The sequence below is a fragment of the Pinirhizobacter sp. genome, assembly GCF_035317885.1.
Taxonomy (GTDB): Bacteria; Pseudomonadota; Gammaproteobacteria; order Xanthomonadales; family Rhodanobacteraceae; genus Pinirhizobacter.
Map to the genome: position 1 here is coordinate 1 of NZ_DATHFX010000064.1, position 16,835 is coordinate 16,835.

At 60.8% G+C, this 16,835-nt stretch carries 11 protein-coding genes; 5 read left to right on the forward strand and 6 right to left on the reverse strand.

All coding sequences use genetic code 11. The features are described 5' to 3' along the window. Positions 1 to 1,435: Tex-like N-terminal domain-containing protein (locus VK519_RS01980; protein WP_324347153.1), on the reverse strand; the 1,435-nt coding region annotated here is incomplete at its 3' end. Positions 1,436 to 1,520: 85 nt separating this feature from the next. On the opposite strand from VK519_RS01980, the gene VK519_RS17800 reads away from it, so the two are divergent. Next, positions 1,521 to 1,694 carry a type II toxin-antitoxin system RelE/ParE family toxin gene (locus VK519_RS17800; RefSeq protein WP_414692678.1) on the forward strand — a complete coding sequence of 58 codons (174 nt, stop codon included), beginning with the start codon at positions 1,521 to 1,523 and terminating at the stop codon, positions 1,692 to 1,694. Positions 1,695 to 1,956: 262 nt separating this feature from the next. Here the strand turns inward: VK519_RS17800 and VK519_RS01985 are convergent, their stop codons facing one another. After that, a complete protein-coding gene (locus tag VK519_RS01985) occupies positions 1,957 to 3,882 on the reverse strand; it encodes a sulfotransferase (protein ID WP_324347155.1) in 1,926 nt (641 codons plus the stop codon). A 267-nt stretch (positions 3,883 to 4,149) separates the two neighbouring features. Here VK519_RS01985 and VK519_RS01990 point away from each other — a divergent pair, with 267 nt between their 5' ends. Both VK519_RS01990 and VK519_RS01995 read left to right on the forward strand, forming a co-directional pair. Beyond that, positions 4,150 to 6,552: a phosphocholine-specific phospholipase C gene (locus VK519_RS01990; protein ID WP_324347158.1), complete on the forward strand. Its 2,403-nt coding sequence runs from the start codon at positions 4,150 to 4,152 to the stop codon at positions 6,550 to 6,552. Positions 6,553 to 6,734: 182 nt separating this feature from the next. Then, on the forward strand, positions 6,735 to 8,783 hold the full coding sequence (locus tag VK519_RS01995; protein ID WP_324347160.1) for a tetratricopeptide repeat-containing sulfotransferase family protein: 2,049 nt from the start codon (positions 6,735 to 6,737) through the stop codon (positions 8,781 to 8,783). Positions 8,784 to 8,921: 138 nt separating this feature from the next. On the opposite strand, the gene VK519_RS02000 is transcribed toward VK519_RS01995, so the two are convergent. Next, entirely contained in the window at positions 8,922 to 9,869 is a 948-nt protein-coding gene (locus VK519_RS02000) for an MBL fold metallo-hydrolase (protein ID WP_324347163.1), read from the reverse strand. A gap of 127 nt (positions 9,870 to 9,996) precedes the next feature. After that, complete coding sequence (locus VK519_RS02005) at positions 9,997 to 11,298, reverse strand: amidohydrolase family protein (RefSeq protein WP_324347165.1); 1,302 nt, start codon at positions 11,296 to 11,298, stop codon at positions 9,997 to 9,999. Between the two features lie 317 nt (positions 11,299 to 11,615). Here VK519_RS02005 and VK519_RS02010 point away from each other — a divergent pair, with 317 nt between their 5' ends. Continuing rightward, positions 11,616 to 12,683, forward strand: a complete 1,068-nt coding sequence (locus VK519_RS02010) for a hypothetical protein (protein ID WP_324347167.1) — start codon at positions 11,616 to 11,618, stop codon at positions 12,681 to 12,683. Between the two features lie 33 nt (positions 12,684 to 12,716). On the opposite strand, the gene VK519_RS02015 is transcribed toward VK519_RS02010, so the two are convergent. Then, positions 12,717 to 14,966 (reverse strand): phosphocholine-specific phospholipase C, encoded by a 2,250-nt coding sequence (locus VK519_RS02015; protein WP_324347169.1) that lies wholly within the window; start codon positions 14,964 to 14,966, stop codon positions 12,717 to 12,719. 404 nt (positions 14,967 to 15,370) lie between these two features. On the opposite strand from VK519_RS02015, the gene rarD reads away from it, so the two are divergent. Beyond that, positions 15,371 to 16,240 carry an EamA family transporter RarD gene (gene rarD, locus VK519_RS02020; RefSeq protein WP_324347171.1) on the forward strand — a complete coding sequence of 290 codons (870 nt, stop codon included), beginning with the start codon at positions 15,371 to 15,373 and terminating at the stop codon, positions 16,238 to 16,240. Position 16,241: 1 nt separating this feature from the next. Here the strand turns inward: rarD and VK519_RS02025 are convergent. Next, the coding region (locus VK519_RS02025; protein WP_324347173.1) for a DeoR/GlpR family DNA-binding transcription regulator at positions 16,242 to 16,835 on the reverse strand (594 nt) is incomplete at its 5' end.

Below are 16,835 nucleotides of genomic sequence, written 5' to 3' on the forward strand. Positions count from 1 at the left end.
TCGACTTCGGGTCGATCTTCACCAGTTCAGCGAGGGGGTCCTGTAGACGCCGCGCAATCGACACGGCGCCGCGCAAGGTCACATCCAATGTCGGAAATTCATTCGCCGCCAATGCGGAGGCCGAATACACCGACGCCCCCGCCTCCGACACCACCACTTTGGTGAGCTTCAATTCGGGTTGCAGTTTCATCAACTCACCTGCCAGCTTGTCCGTCTCGCGCGAGGCGGTGCCGTTGCCGATACTGATGAGATCGACGGCATGCTTCTTCGCCAGCATCGCCAGCGCCTTGAGAGTTCCGTTCCAGTCGTTGCGTGGTACGTGCGGATAAACCGTGGCCGTCTCCAGCAGCTTTCCGGTGCGATCGACGATCGCCACCTTCACTCCGGTGCGCAACCCCGGATCCAGCCCCATGGTAACGCGCGGACCCGCGGGCGCCGCGAGCAGAAGATCGTGAAGATTGTGCGCAAAGACGCGAATCGCCTCCAATTCGGCGCGCTCGCGCAACTCGGTCAGCAGCTCCGTTTCCAGTTGCCAGGACAGCTTGATCTGCCAGGTCCAGCGCACCGTCTGCAGCAACCAGGCATCGGCAGCTTGTTTGCGATCCGCGATACCGAAGCGCGCGGCAATTTTCATCTCGCAGGTGTTGAACGAGGCAGGGCCCGAAGCCGCGGTATCCGCGATATCCTCGGGTAGCTTGAGCGAGATCTTGAGCATCTCCTCCTTGCGTCCTCGAAACAACGCGAGTGCGCGATGCGGAGGCACGGTTTTGAGCGTCTCCTGGTAGGCGAAGTAGTCGCGAAACTTGGCGCCCGCCTCCTCCTTGCCTTCCGCCATCGTTGAAATCAGTACCGCACTGGCTTGCAGGTGAGCGCGCAGATTGGCCAGCAGTTCGGCATCCTCGGCGAATTGCTCCATCAAAACTTGACGCGCGCCTTCGAGCGCGGACTTGACGTCGAGCACGCCGGGGTTGTCGCCCTGCTCGGTGGTGAATGCCGGCTTGAGGTACTTTGCCGCCTCGGCGTCAGGAGACAGCGAGTGATCGGCCAGCAGCGCAGCGGCTAGTGCGTCAAGTCCCGCTTCACGCGCGATCTGCGCCTTGGTACGCCGCTTCTGCTTGTACGGCAGATATAGATCTTCCAGCCGCTGCTTGGTGTCGGCCGCTTCGATCGAAGTGCGCAGAGAGTCCGTCAGCTTGCCCTGTTCTTGAATGTTCGCAAGTATCGCTGCCCGCCGCTCATCCATCTCGCGCAAATAAATCAGCCGCTCCTGCAGATTGCGCAGCTGGGTATCGTCGAGTCCGCCGGTGGCTTCCTTTCGATAGCGCGAAATGAAGGGCACCGTAGCACCTTCGTCCAGCAATGCCACAGCCGCCCCAACCTGTTGCGCGGCGACGGAGAGTTCCTGAGCAATACGACTTTCTATGGAAGCGGGCATGGTGATATTGGCTAAATGATCTAGGGGTGCGCACTATGCAGAGTCGGATGCCGCGAGACAAGCCGCGGTTCAATCAGGCAGAGGCATGCTGAACGCCGCCACGCATGCTGAGCAGTTGAATGCCCCGGGCCTGCGATTGCACCCGCTCAAGGGTAGTCCGACAGGGCGGTACGCGGTGTGGGTCGATGAGAATTTCAGTGTCGTCTTCCGTTTCGAGGCAGCGCACGTAGTCGAGGTGGACTATGTCGATTGTCACTAAGGCGGCGGGGAAGATGCACAGCCGGCGCACCTGGGCAAGATCTTGCGCGAGATGTACCAATTACTAGAGCTCAATTTAAAGCAGCGAACGCGCGCGGTGCCGCGGCGGTGGCGCGTGGACCGATTGCGCAAGCCGCTCGCTATGATTCCCGACGTGGACTCATCGTAATTACGCTCGAGGGCGGCTGCGAATTTGCCTTTCCGGTGGCCTTGGCCGTTGCTGGATGCTGATCTCTATGTGCCGGGCCTCATCAAAGGCGCCTTCAGTCCCTGTAGGTGGTCAGAGCGTTCCCGAGGCCATCCTTAAGCGGGCCCAGCCAGGGTTCGTAATTCCTCCACTGGTCGACGCCTTCGCTGCTGATTGGCAGTCGCACCTGCTCGGAACTGGCCGTGCGCACGTTCCGCTCGGTCTTGTGAAACTCCAGGCAGGCCGGCTCGAAGCGCAGACCACAGAAGTCCAGGATGCGGCGCACATTGCCCTCCAGATCCTCCACCACGTCCTCGTGGTGTACCGTCAGGATCCGCCCCGGCAACGCCTCGTTCCAGTGCCGCATGAGCTCGAGATAGTTGCGGTAGTAGTGCGCCATGTCAGCGATGCTGTAACTGAACTCTTGACCGCCCGAGAACAGCTGCTTGAGATTGCCGAAGCAGCAGGCCATGGGTTCGCGCCGGGCGTCGATGATTTTCGCATTCGGCAGCATCAAGCGGATGAGGCCAATGTCGCGGAAGTTGTCCGGCAGCTTGTCGATGAAGTACGGGCGCCGCGTGCGGCGGTAGATCCGGGTGTCGGCCATGAAGCCTTCGCCGAAGCTGCGGAAGTCTTGCGGCCCCAACTCGGCCAGCACCTTCGGATAGCGCGGGTTCTCAAGGTCCATGTCACGGCCGCGTAACGCCCTCACGATGCGTTGGATGTCCGCGAGTTCCTGGGTACCCTCGACCTCCGAATGCGAAGCCAGGATCTGTTCGATGAGTGTCGAGCCGGAGCGTGTCAGCCCCACGATGAAGATGGGATCCGAGTCCGCGACGCCCCAGCCCCTTCGCGTCTCGAAGAACTCCCGTGTGCACACTTGCTTCGAGAGCCGCACGTGGTTCTCGGCGAGCCTCGGCGGGTAACGAACTTCCGCCTGCTTGAGCGCATTGCCGCGCTCGTAGTAGACCCAAGAGTCGGCGTAGTCCTTCTGGTCTTCCAGGGCCTTGCCCAGCGCGAAGCACAGGTGATAGCGGTCCACAAGGGATGTGCCGGGTGCCGCTTCCGCCGAGCGCATGCGAGCGATGTCGTCGAGCGAAAAATGATAGGTCTTGAGGTTTGCCAGGCCCCACCAGGCCTCGCTCGATTCCGGCCAGGCGGCGATGGCGGCACGGTAGCCCTGGATCGCCTCCGCCCGGTGCCCCTGGGCTCTCAGGGAGAACGCGATCCATAAGTGCAGCTCTGCGGATTCCCGTCCCGATTGGGCGTCGCCCAGGAGCCGACGGTACAGGCTGATCCCGGGCTCATAGTCCCCCAACCGGATGCAGGCCTCTCCGTACTGCCGGAGGTATGCTCGGTTGCCCGGATCGAGCTCGAGCAACTGCTGGATCTCCTCGCGAGACCGCACGTACCTGTGTTGATCGAGCAGCGCGCGGGCGTAGTCGGTACGCGCGGCGCGGTAGCCGGGGGCCCGTTGTACGACTGCTTCCAACAGTAGCTCGGCATCGTCTCGCAACCCGCGTGCGGTGCAGATGCGCCCCAGCAGGCGCATGGCCTCGATGTGCTCGCCATGCCGCGCCAGGTATACCCGCAGGACGCGCTCGGCATGGACAAGCTCCCCGTCGGCGAACAGGCTGGCGGCCTCGATGATCTCAGGGGGCAGGTTGCGGAGCGTCGCAAGGCGATCCGCGATTCTGGCGGCGTTCTCTTCATCCCCCGTCTCAAGATATAGGGTGTGCAGCATTTGCCAGCTGGCTGGCAGGGCGGCGTTGAAGTTCACGGCCTGCCAGAAGGCGTCGATGGCTTTCGGGGCATTGCGCAGCGCGGCGTAACAGTGGCCACGCTCCTCGTATAAGCGACTGCAACGGGGATGCAGCTGCTGCAGCCGCTCCAGCACACCCAGCGCCTCATCGAATTGATTTAGCAAGCGCAAGTTCATGGCCTGCAGGTAAAGCTCGCCGCGGTTCTGCGGGAATTGCGACAGTTCCGCCGAGGAATTCATGACAACCACAATCTAATGAGGGGGCAAAAAACGGGAGGGTCAGCACTCTGTGCCTGCATGATTGTACAGCAGCACCAAGGCGGAAACGTGTAGTCCAGCCGCAGGCGGCCGGCGCGTGCCGAAGAGGAGCCTTATAGGGTGCGTCACAAACTCTTCACTTCAATTTAACAATTCGGCCTCAGTGTAGTGACCGAGCCGCATGGCCGCATGTAGCTACCACCTTGAGACATTCAACGCCTGGATTTCTATCCGGGCAGGAGAGATTTTGTGGCAAATGATCGAAAGCTGACCGATCGTCGTGAATTTTTGCAGTTGATGGGCCTGGGCTCGGCCGCTGCCATGCTGAACTCGTCGATCGCCAAGGCGCTGTCCATTCCGGCACACTTCAAGACCGGCACCATCAATGACGTCGAGCACATCGTCATCCTGATGCAGGAGAACAACTCGTTCGACGAGGTATTCGGTACCCTGCGCGGCGTGCGCGGCTTCTCCGACCCGCGCGCGGTCAAGCAGAGGAACGGTAACTCCGTGTTCCTGCAGCCGGCCGAGCAAAAGTTCGGCGGTCCCGCCAACGGCTTTGTGGAAAACGGCGTGACCTATGGCTGGCCCGCCAATCAGTTCGGCGGTGTGACTGCCGATCTGGTGGTGCCGCCATTCCAGATCAATGCGTCGGCCGCGACCGCGACGAACGCGCCCACCGCCGTCATACCGACCGATAGCTTGAATCTGGTGTACCGTCCGGGACTGGACCACGGCTGGCCTCTCGGCCTCGAAGCTCGAGACGGCGGTGAGTGGGATAGCTGGGTGCCGGCCAAGAACCCCCTGACCATGGCGTACCGCATGCGCGTGGACGTTCCGTATCACAGCGCGTTGGCGGATGCCTTCACGGTCGGCGACAACTACTACTGCTCGTTCCGTGGTCCGACCAATGTGAACCGCTGCTACCTGTGGACAGGTTGCAACGGCAACATTGCGGGCAACATCCTGCCCAACGGTACCCCAACCGCCCAGGGCACCAACGGCCATGGCAGCGGCATCGTGCTCAACAATGGATTCGTCAATGGCTTTCCGCTGTCGTGGCCGACTTACCCAGAGATGTTGGAGGCTAGCGGCATTAGCTGGCGCGTCTACCAAGATATCGTGGGCGACTCGGTGACGACCCCGACGGTCGTCGCCCACGACCAGGGCAGCGGGCCGCTTCCGAAGAACTCCGCTGGTCAACCCGTCTGCAATGGCATGTTCGTCGGTACTTTTACCGACAACCCGGTGCTGTACTTCCAACAGTACGTCGACGCGCCCATGAGCTCGCCGCTGTTCCAGAAGGCCGCGACGGGCACCGCCCTCGCCTACAACACCCCCGCGCTCACGGCGCCCCGCGCTGCGTGGGAGACCTGGGCCGAGGGACTGTTCGCTCAATTTCAGAGTGACGTAAAGAACGGCACACTGCCGCAGGTGTCTTGGTTGGTCGCCCCGTCCGGCTATAGCGAGCACCCGGCCGCCCCGAACGGCTACGGTGCCTGGTACATCTCTCAGGTCCTGGACATCCTGACCTCCAACCCGGAGGTGTTCAGCAAGACCGTGCTCATCATCAACTACGACGAGAACGATGGTTCTTTCGACCACCTGCCAGCGCCAGTCCCGGCGATCAGCACGGACGGCTCGGACGGTGCCACCACGGTCACCGCCGACTTCGAGCAGGTGCCGGCGGGTTCGGTGCCGGGTATTCCCGCGCAGCCGATCGGTTTCGGCTTCCGTGTACCATTCCTGGCAATCTCGCCCTGGAGCAAGGGCGGCTACGTGAACTCTGAACTGTCGGATCACACCTCGGTCATCAAGTTCATCGAGAAGCGCTTCGGGGTGCATTGCCCGAACATCACGCCCTGGCGCCGTGCGGTGACCAGTGATTTGACCTCCTTCTTCAACTTCGCCAACCCCAACGGTAAGAACCCGACGCTGCCGAACACGTCCGCGTTTCTGCCGGAGGAGCTGAATTCGGCGAGCGGTTCCACCCTGACGCCGTCTTCGACTTCGCAGATCACCTTGGGCATCCCGAAGCAGGAGCACGGCGTGCGCCCGGCGCGCGCCCTGCCGTACTCCCTGGAGGTCACCGCCGCGGTGAACGGCTCCGCCGGCACCGTGACCCTGACTTTCATCAATACCGGCCGCATGGCCGCGGTGTTCACGGTGCGTTCGGTCAATGCCGCGGACATTGTGCGTGCCTACACCGTGGAATCGGGCAAGTCGCTGTCGGGCACCTGGGACATTTCGACGGTCTACGGTCTGTCGGTGTACGGCCCGAACGGTTTCTTGCGGCAGTTCAACGGCAGCAACGACAGCGCCTCCGCGGTGCTTGGCGTTACCCCAACGCACGGATTTGCGAGCTTCGGCTCGTTGGTGCTGCAGATCGCCAACCTGACCAAGAACAAGGCGAACGTCAAGGTGACCGACGCCTACACGGGTAAGATCATCCCGGCGATCTTTGCCCGCCACGGCGAGGAAATTGTGTTCGACTGGTTGTTGGAAGAGTTCCAGGGTTGGTATGACCTCGTCATTACGGTCGAGCAGGACCCGACCTTCCAATATCGCCTCGCGGGTCACATCGAGACCGGCCGCGACAGCATCTCGGATCCGGCGATGGGTGGCCTCGTCACCCTGAAGGTTCCCGTCTGATCTGAGGCGATGAGCGTTGTGCTGCCGCGGCCGCTGGTCCAGCCGCGGCAGCACAACCATCGGGGGCCTTGATGAAGCCTACTGGTTCTGGTGGGCTTTTTTATGCATGCGCCCAGATTCTCAGCGCGCGCGCATGGCCCTGCTTGACCTTCAGTTCATTGGAAGGTGCAATTCATAGCACTATGAATTCATCAGCAACGGCGGAAACAACGCTGCTGGAGCAGGAAATTCCTCGCCTGCAAGAGCTTACTCGAACACGTCATTACGTTGCGGCGCTGGCAGGCATCGACCCACTGCTGGCGCGACACCCCGAAGACCGTGACCTGTTGTACCTGGCGGCGGTGAACCTGCGCCATTTGAATCGGGTTTCGGAAGCGTTAGAACTCCTTCGACGCCTGGAGCAGCATCACCCGCGATACAGCCGGCTGCACCAGGAGCGCGGCCACTGCTACGTCGCACTGAGGGATGCCCCCAGGGCCATCGAGGCGTTCGGGCGCGGCGTCAACATCAACCAGGCGCTGCCCGACAGCTGGCAAATGCTGCACGACCTATACCGTATGACGGGAGACCAGCACAACGCCGCCACCGCAGCCGAGCACATCGCGGATCTACGGAGGCTGCCGCCACCCATCATCCAGGCAGGCAGCCTGTTCTCCGACGGCGATTTGACGCCGGCGGAAAGCATCATCCGCGCCTACCTGCTTCAGCACGGCGATCATGCCGAAGCCATGCGTCTGCTGGCACGCATCGGCATCCGGCGCGACGCGCTGGATGACGCCGAACGATTGCTAGAATCCGTCCTGAGGCTGGCACCGGACTACGGGGCGGCACGAGCCGACTACGCCGGTGTGCTGAACAAGCGGCAAAAGCACCTGCAAGCGCGGCAGGAGATGGACACGCTAATGCAGCTGGAGCCCAGTAACCGTCATTATCTGAAGCTATACGCGGCGGCTTGCGTGGGACTCGGCGATTACGAACCCATCATTCGCCTGTACCGCCGGATGCTGGCGGAAGGCGCTGCAACCAGAACCGAGGCCGCGGACTTGCACCTGCGGCTGGCAGACTTGCTGAGAACCGTCGGTCGGCAACCGGAAGCCATTCAGGAATATCACGCAGCCATCGCCGCCTTGCCGGACTCGGGCGAACCCTGGTGGAGCTTGGGCAACCTCAAGACCTACCGCTTCGCTGAAGGTGAGATCGCGCGCATGCGCACCGTGGAAGCGGCGCAGGCCACCGGCCTGGTAGACCGATACCACCTGTGCTTCGCGCTGGGCAAAGCACTCGAGGATCAGCGTCGATATGAAGAATCTTGGGCGTTCTATGAGCGCGGCAACGCTCTCAAGCACGCCGAGATTCGCCACCTACCCCAGATCACAGAGACCCAGGCCCGGCTGTCGACGCAGGTGTGCACGAAGGAATTCTTCGCAGCGCGGCAAGAGTGGGGAGTGGCGGATCCGGATCCCATTTTCATCCTCGGCCTGCCTCGCTCCGGCTCCACTCTCATCGAGCAGATCCTAGCTTCGCACCCCCAAGTCGAGGGCACCCAGGAACTCGCTCATGTCCAACGCATTGTCATGGAGCTGCGGGGTCGCGGCGCGGACTTGAACAACCCGCGCTATCCAGGTGTGCTGACGGAGCTAACCGCGGAGGACTTCCTGCGCTTAGGCAAACGCTTCTTAACTGAAACTCGGGTGTACCGTCAAACGGGGCGGCCGTTCTTCATCGACAAAATGCCGAACAACTTTCGCGACATCGGCCTCATCCACTTAATGCTACCGAACGCAAAGATCATCGATGCCCGGCGCGAACCCATGGCCTGTTGCTTCGGCAATCTCAAGCAGCTGTTCGCCAGCGGGCAGGAGTTCAGCTACAACATCACTGATATCGCACGCTACTACCGCACCTACCTTGAAATCATGCAGCACTGGAACATGGCGCTGCCCGGGCGAATCCTGACCGTGCATCACGAAGACGTGGTCGCTGACCTTGAGGGCAGCGTGCGCCGCATCCTCGACTTCTGCGGTCTGCCCTTGGAGCCGGCCTGTCTGGAGTTCCACAAAACCCCGCGCAACGTGCGTACGGCGAGTTCCGAGCAAGTGCGGCAGCCCATTAGCCGCGAAGGCCTCGACCAGTGGCGAAAATACGAACCCTGGCTTGCTTCTCTGCGGGCCGCTCTGGGCGATGCGGTGACGGCCTACCGAGACAACGTTCGTAACCCCCTGTTGGCGTAAGTGCCGGACATGCCAGGAACAGACCCCAAATAGCGACGGCAGACTTTGCCGACAAAATCAAACGAGGCAGTGTTTCCCGGGCACAGACCGGCCACAGCCAGTCGCACCTAACAACACAAGACGACCGCGATTCGAGATTTAGTGCAGCGACTCCGCCTGCCAGCTGGCGCCGTCCTTGCCCTTCACGATCTTGCCTATGCCTGGGAAGGGAAAGTGTTCCGAATAGAGGCGCTGACCACTCGCGGCGGAGCTTTTGATGAGCGCGATCCGTGTCGTCGCTCCAAGCTGCTTGTCGCCATCGAAGGCAACTTGCCAGGAAGGCTTGCGAACAGACACCAGGTAGCTGTGCATCGCATCACCAAAGACAAGCACACCATCGGTGCCCGACCCGATGCGGTAGCCGGAATGGCCGGGCGTGTGCCCCTTGAGTTCTACCGCCTTGACGATACCGGGCAGGAGATCCGCGCCCGGCTCGAAGGCCACTACCTTCGGCTTGATCGCACTCACCAGGGCAGAAACCTGTTGGATGCCGAAGTTCTTCGCCTCATCCGCGCTAAGGCCACTCAGCCATTTCCATTCCGGTGCGGATATGTGAATCGTCGCATTGGGGAAAGCAAGCGCACCGGTAGACGTCTCCAGTCCGCCGATGTGATCGCCGTGGGCATGCGAGATGAAGATATCGGTCACGCTGGCCGGATTCTCACCCGCCGCCTTCATGGACTCCGGCAGCTTGCCGGCAATGGCGCCGAAAAAACCACCGGCACCGGTATCAAACAACAGCACGTGAGCACCAGCGTGTACGAGCAGCGGCTGAATGCTGAACTCAAAATGGTCAGCGGAGGCCCCACCCGCCTTGAGCACTGCACCGACCGCCTCGTTCGGCTGGCCGACAATGAAACTCTTGCCGTCGACCGGCGCCTCAATCCCACCGTCTTTGAGCGCCACCGCGCTATAGGTGCCAATCTTGAACGGTTGAAATTGCGCCACGGGCGCGCCCGGCGCCGCATCGGCGGTCACGGCAGCCAGTGACATCAGCAAGGCGGAGATGGCTTCGAACACTCCTGGAAATCGGCGGCGATCTGTCATACGGGTCACTCTTTGATTCTGAATGCTGCATTCTACCAATAAAGTTGGCGCGATGAGTCTTAGGGAATTTGATACGGTCGTCATGAAGGCATGGCCTTCGCAACACGCGACAAGTGAGAATTCGAACTCATCGCTTGTCGACCACGGCCTTGCCGCCCTTCATGACCCACTTGACCCTTAGGACCGCGGCAATGTCCTTGTGGGGATCGCCGTCGATCGCTACCAGATCGGCGAAGGCGCCCGGCGCAACGATACCAAGCTCCGTCGCCTTGCCGAGTAACTCGGCCCCCACAATGGTTGCGGAATCGAGAGCCTGTGCCGGAGTCATGCCGGCTTTCACGAACCAACTGAGGTCGCCCGTATTTTCCCCGAAGCCGGTGAAGACTGCGTCCGAGCCCATCGCGATCTTGACGTGGAACTTGATGGCGCGGCGAAGCGTCTCCGCATTTCTCAAGATGTAACCATTCAGCCTATCCACGACAGCTTGGTCGTAGCCAAACTCGTCCTTGTGGTCGATGTAGTAGCGATTGTGATCCACGGTCGGAACATAGACGGTCCCGCGTTTGACCATTTCATTGAAAGTTGCGTCGTCAATGTCGACGGCATGCTCAACAGAGTCTGCCCCTGCCTTGACCGCATCTCGCGCGCCATCGGGTCCGTAAGAATGGATGGCGATGCGTTTACCCGCGCGGTGAGCCACGTCGGTTGCAGCCTTCATCTCCTCGTAGCCAAAGGTTTCGAAGCCCGTCACGTTCTGGTCGCTGCCGGTGGACCCGTACATCTTGATCCAGTCCGCGCCGGCTGCAAGCTGTTGCCGGGCCGCCCGCTGCACCTCGGCTACACCGTCGGCGCGGCACGGATCCGGCCGGGTGACGCCGGGTCGAAATGGGTCGGACGTGATGTGCAGACCGCACCCGGAGACGAACATTCGCGGGCCTACCATGGCCCCTCGTTCGATAAGATCTCGCATCGCAAGGTCGTTCCCGTCCCACGAGCCAAGGTCGCGCACTGTCGTCACGCCGCTTTCCAGAGTCTTGCGGGCGTTTTCTTGGGCTAAGAAAACGGTGACGGCGGAATTGAGCGTGCCGAGTTGTGTCCAGGGCTTCGAGCCTGGGGTCTTGTCCCAGTAGAAGGTCATGTGCGTATGGACGTCGATCATTCCCGGAATGCCTGTAAGTGGCCGTAGATCGATCAGACGGGCCTCCGCTGGGACCGCTGCTGCGCCTGATCCAACCGCGGTGACTCGATCTTTTTCGATGAGCACCACCGCATCCTGGATGACAGTGCCTTTCCCCGTGACGAGCTGTCCGAAACGGACGGCGACAGTCTCAGCAAATGCGACCGGTGGGGTGACAATGGCGATGGTGGCGAACGCTGCCACAAGCAGGTTAATCGTCAAGCGGGGAACAAAGCTGGAGATGGTGTTCATATAACCCTAGAATACCTTTAGTTTTTCAAGTCTGGCGTAAGTCGTTGCCGTGGTAGTGCGCTTTATACGGAGGTCCAACAGTAACGCAAGTTTTGTTGGAAGCAGCAGGTCTTCCACCTCTAGGCGAATGCAAATTCCGCCGAGTAAGCAGCACGAACTGCCTAGCGCTGTCGCGCGGGAGTGTCGGCCGAGAGCCGCCATGAATTCGTCTGACTGTGGCGGGTTTTGCGTAGCGTTCCGGTCTAACATTGAATACAACTACCGAAGAGGGGGATTCCATGAAAATACAAAGACTGCGGTCAACCGCCCTAGTTCTGATGGGCAGCATTCTCGGGTTCGCAGCGGGAACTGCGCGGGCCGACATAACCATCGAACGCACCACCTCCGTCGACGGCGTCGGCGCAATGGCGTTCGCGAATATGTCGGGTAGCTCTAAAACCAGCATCTCCGGCGACAAGTCGCGCACCGACAGCGATATGAAGATGCAGTCGAAGATCATCGGTTTTCTGGCGCGCAACGCCCTTGGGCCGAGCGCCGAGATCGTTCTCCTCGATCAGGACAAGATTTACCACCTAAACATGAATAAGAAGGAGTACACCGAGACCACCTTCGAACAGCTCCGAGAGCAGATGCAGAAAATGTCGGATCAAATGAACTCGAGCGAGGACAAGAAGCAGCCTTCCGCGGTCGATCAATCCAAGTGCGTGTGGCTACCTGCCAAAGTCGACGTCACGAAGAGCGGCGAGAAGGCGCAATTCGCCGGTTACGATGCGCAACGGGTGACCGTTACGGCCACCCAACCTTGCCAGGACAAGGAGACAGGAGCAATTTGCGAGGTCGCCTTGGTTTTGGATCAGTGGACTTCCGCCGACTTCGCGGAAAGCAGCGAAGCTCGCAAATTCTATACTGCGTACGCTTCCAAGATGGGCCTCGACATCTCGAACTCCCAAGACGTGTCCGAAAAAGCCAAGGCCCTGTTCAGCCAGTACAAAGGCGTCTGGACCGAAGTCGCGGCCAAGATGCAGAGCGTGAAAGGCTATCCCGTGAAGAGCAGCTTCACGCTCGGACTTGGTGGCCCGCAATGCAAGGATTCGAATTCGCAACAAACGCAAACGAGCCAAACTGACAACAGTTCGCCAAGCCCCGGAGGCATTGCAGGCGCAGTGGCCGGCAAACTCGGCGGTCTTTTCCAAAAGAAGAAGGACACTGCAGATGCGCCGGCCGCGCCGTCGGCCCCCGCTGTTGCACCGGTCGCAATGCCGCCGGGCGACGTGGCTTTGATGACGGTGTCCTCACAGGTGGTTTCGGTGTCGACAAATGACGTGAGCGCCGATGCGTTCACCGTGCCGGCCGGCTTCAAGAAAAAAGAAACCAAGACTCAATGATGGTCGCGAGTTCGCGAGGACTTGCCGCATGCGTCAAGCGCTTCTGCCGATATGGGGATCGCTGACGCTGTCGAAGCCGTTTTCAATGTGGCCCGCATAGTGGCGTACGAAACTGGGATCTGAGCTGGCGGTGATCATCACGTCGTACCAACGGAAGCTGGTTACGAGTTGCACCGGCACGGTGACGCGACCGCGGGCCTGGAGTGTGAAATGCTCCTTGTGGCCGGTGTATTGATTGGCGATCGTGACGGTCGTCCGCTCTGTAGCCACGTTCTCGATGACCAGGAGAATGACCTCGCCCGCAATTTCGGGAAGTACCTGGACTTCGAGATTGGCGGATGTGTGAGTCAAGCCGCCGGCGGCGCGGCGGAAAAAACCATTCGGGCCATAGACGGACAGGTCGTAGCTCGTTCCCCCGGTCGGGCTCCACTGATCCGACAGCACGCGCTTGGCCGCGTCGACGGTGTAGCCCCAGGGACCGGTTCCGTGCCCAGTATTCTCGGCTCCTTCGGCAGTGCGCACCTGAAAGAACGCACCGATCGCGCCGGTGTTCTCGAATGCGATCGAAACTTTCTGCGCGGCAATGTCGGCCGTGGCATCGGCCTGCAGACGATACGGTAAGGCGCGCGCCAGACGCTGTCCCGGCTCCTGCTTCGGCATCGTCTGAACCGCCGGGACGGTGATCGGGATGTTGGGCGCAGGCTGGTTGCCGGCCGCGATCATCGCCTGGGTCACCGGCGCCAGTGCACCATTCGAAACGAAGCTGACGAAAGCGTCCGTGTCCGGAAGTTTCGGCGGCTTATGATCGGCCACCTTGAAGTTTAGCGCCGATGTCAGGTCACCGGAGATCGCGCGCCGCCAGGGTGTGATGTGCGTTTCGGTCACGCCGAACCGCTTCTCGATGAATTGAATCACCGAGGTATGGTCGAATACTTGTGAACAGGCCCAGCCACCCCGGCTCCAGGGCGACACGACGAAGCACGGCACGCGGGCGCCAAGTCCGTAGGGGCCGGGCGCGAAGCTCGTGACGCCGTGCACGCCTGGATAGAGTTCGTTAACGGTGTCGACCGTGGACAGACCATCAGCTGCACTCGTGGGCGGCGTCGGCGCGATCAAGTGATCGAAGAAACCATCGTTCTCGTCATAATTCACAATCAGCACGGTTGACGCCCAGACTTCCGGGTTGGAGGTCAGCGCATCGAGCACGTTCGAGATGTACCAGGCGCCCCAGTTCGGCGGGAATGTCGGATGCTCACAGTAGGCCTGCGGCGCGACGACCCACGATACCTCCGGCAGCGTGTTGTTCATGACGTCGTTCTGCAGCTGCTGGAACAGCGAGCCGCCATTGAACGCTCCGCCATTGAAGACGTCGGTGCCGGTCCTGGCTTTATCGAACAGCGGGCTGCCGGCCTGCGCCTTCTGGTACTGCAGGAAATAGAGAGGCGAGGCATCGCCGAAATTGCCGATGAACGGGTTGTCGGTGAAGCCTTCGAATTGCGCGGGCGTGAGGCCGAGACCTACATCCTGATAGAACTTCCAGGAGACGCCGGCGGCTTCGAGCCGTTCCGGATAGGTCAGCCAGTTATAGCCCTGCTCATCATTGTTGACCACAGGCCCGCCCGGCAGTACGCCATTGCCGGTGCTGGGGCCTACGTTAAGCGTGAAGGTGCCGGGCGTGGCGCCGGAGAAAGGTTGCTCGATGGTGTCGGTCTGGGTGCCGTTCTGGCCCACCGCTCCGGTCCAAAGATAGTAGCGGTTCGGGTCGGTCGGACCCATGATCGAACAATGGTAGTTGTCGCAGACGGTAAAGGCGTCCGCCAGCGCATAGTGGAACGGGATGTCGTTGCGATCGACAAACGTCATCGTCTCGATGCTGCCTTTGGCCGCCACCCAGCTGTCGTTGTTGCCGTTGTTCCACGCACGATGCGCATCCGACCAGTTATGCGGCAAGTCGCCGACGAACTGGTATCCGAGAAAGGGCTGAGGTGGGCGGAACGGCAGCAGCGTGCTCGCGCCGTTCGGCTGCTGGAACACGGGATTCCCCGACGGCAGAGTCACCGCCCGCGGATCGTCGAAGCCGCGAACTCCGCGCAGCGATCCAAAATAATGATCGAACGACCGATTCTCCTGCATCAGGACGACGATGTGCTTCACATCTTTGATCGTACCGGTGACGATTTTTGGTTCGATGGCCAAGGCGCGCTGAATGGATTCCGGGAAAGCGGTGCTGATTGCCGCTGCCCCCAAGGCTTTGAGAATTGTGCGTCGGTCTGTCTTGGCCATTTGCGTTTCCTAGGTGATCGTCGAAAGGAGAGAAACTCGTCAGGGTTACGCAACCTAGTTGGTTTCCGTTGCGGTTTTTTTACATATGCTGGTGCTTGCGGCCGTAAGTGGTGGCCACAACCGCTGCGTGGCCATGGCGTGTTATATGGGTGATATGGCGCTGAGTTCTATGTTTCCGCACAGATCATTGTTTACAACGACGCCGCGTCGACTGCGCGAAATATCATGGCGCATGAACAGCTGTTTCTCGCATTGGCTCTTGTGGTTTTTCCGGAGGTTCCGATATTCGTTTTCGAGCCGGCCATGGGATTTTTGGCTGCTGTTTAAGGGATTGCGGCCTGCCATAATAGCGGCCGACTGAATCCCGTCCTCACGCTTTCGCCAGCTCCACTATGCAAATTGGCATGCTTTACGCCGCAGGCGCTTACATCTTGTGGGGCTTGTTTCCGATTTATTTCAGGGCGCTGCAGGATTTCTCGCCGCTGGAAATCCTGCTACAGCGCGTGGTGTGGGCGCTGGTCTTTGTGTTGATCGTCCTGGCTTTGCGCCGGCAGTGGTCCTGGATCGGCAAGGTGCGGCGCCAGCCCAAAGTGCTGGCGGGATTTGCCGCAAGCGCGACCCTGTTGTCGGTGAATTGGTACATCTATATCTGGGCGGTCAATAACGACCATGTGGTCGATTCCAGTCTCGGCTATTTCATCACGCCACTGGTAAACGTGCTGCTGGGATCACTGCTGCTGCATGAGCGTATGCGCCCGATCCAATGGGCCGCCGTCATGCTGGCCGCCGCCGGCGTAGCGTGGCTCACCTGGCAGGCCGGACACTTGCCGTGGATAGGCTTGGGATTGGCATTGTCATTTGGTTCGTACGGTCTGTTGCGCAGAACGGCCACGCTTGGCCCGCTGGAAGGCTTGTCGTTGGAGACGCTTTTGCTGTTTCCCCTGGCATTCGGCGCTTTGGCGGTGATGGCGTGGCATGGGCAAAATGCGTTCTTGCATGCACCGACTGCATCCAAATGGCTGGCGGCGGCAGCCGGTCCGATCACCGCAGTTCCGCTATTGTTGTTTGCTGCAGGCGCCCGCCGAATTCCCATGTCGACCCTGGGCTTCTTGCAATATATCGCGCCATCGTTGCAACTGCTGCTGGGCGTATGGCTTTACGGCGAGCCGTTCGGCGGCGCGCGCCTGGTCGGTTTCGCAGTCATTTGGTCGGCGCTGGCTGTGTATACCCTCGGAGGTTTCTGGCAGGTCTGGTCTACCAAAACCACCCCCTGACTTACGGTCTTGGTGGCCCTTGAGCGCGCCGAACCCGAGTGCCGCCGGCGCGCAACGCACGAACAATGGCGTTCGGAGTTTTTAGCGGGATCACCAACAGACTGATTTCTGTCAACGACGTCACCACGAACGGTGAGGCCGCCATGAGTTTCTCCGCCGATGCAAGAACGATGGTCTCCGCGGCACGTTCATGCAGCGCGCGTTTCACGGCAGCCTCCTCGGCGTCTCCCGTGCTCAGACCGGCTTCAGGGTGTACGCCTGTTACGCCCATGAAATAAACGTCGGCCCGCAGACGCGAGGCCGCATCGATGACCGTCGCCCCCACATTGACCATAGAGTGCCGGAACAACCGGCCTCCCAGCATGATGATGTCGACGTACGGATGCTTCGCTGCTTCCACCGCCACGGTGGGACTGTGCGTGACGATGGTGGCGTGCAGGTCAGGCGCCAGTTGACGCGCCACCTGGAGCGCCGTAGTGCCGCCATCCAGGATCACGACCTGGTTCGATCGGATCATCGAAGCACCCACCCTGCCAAGCTCTATCTTGTCCTTGGGCGACACCTGTTCTCGTGCGCGCAGATCGCCGACCGCCGC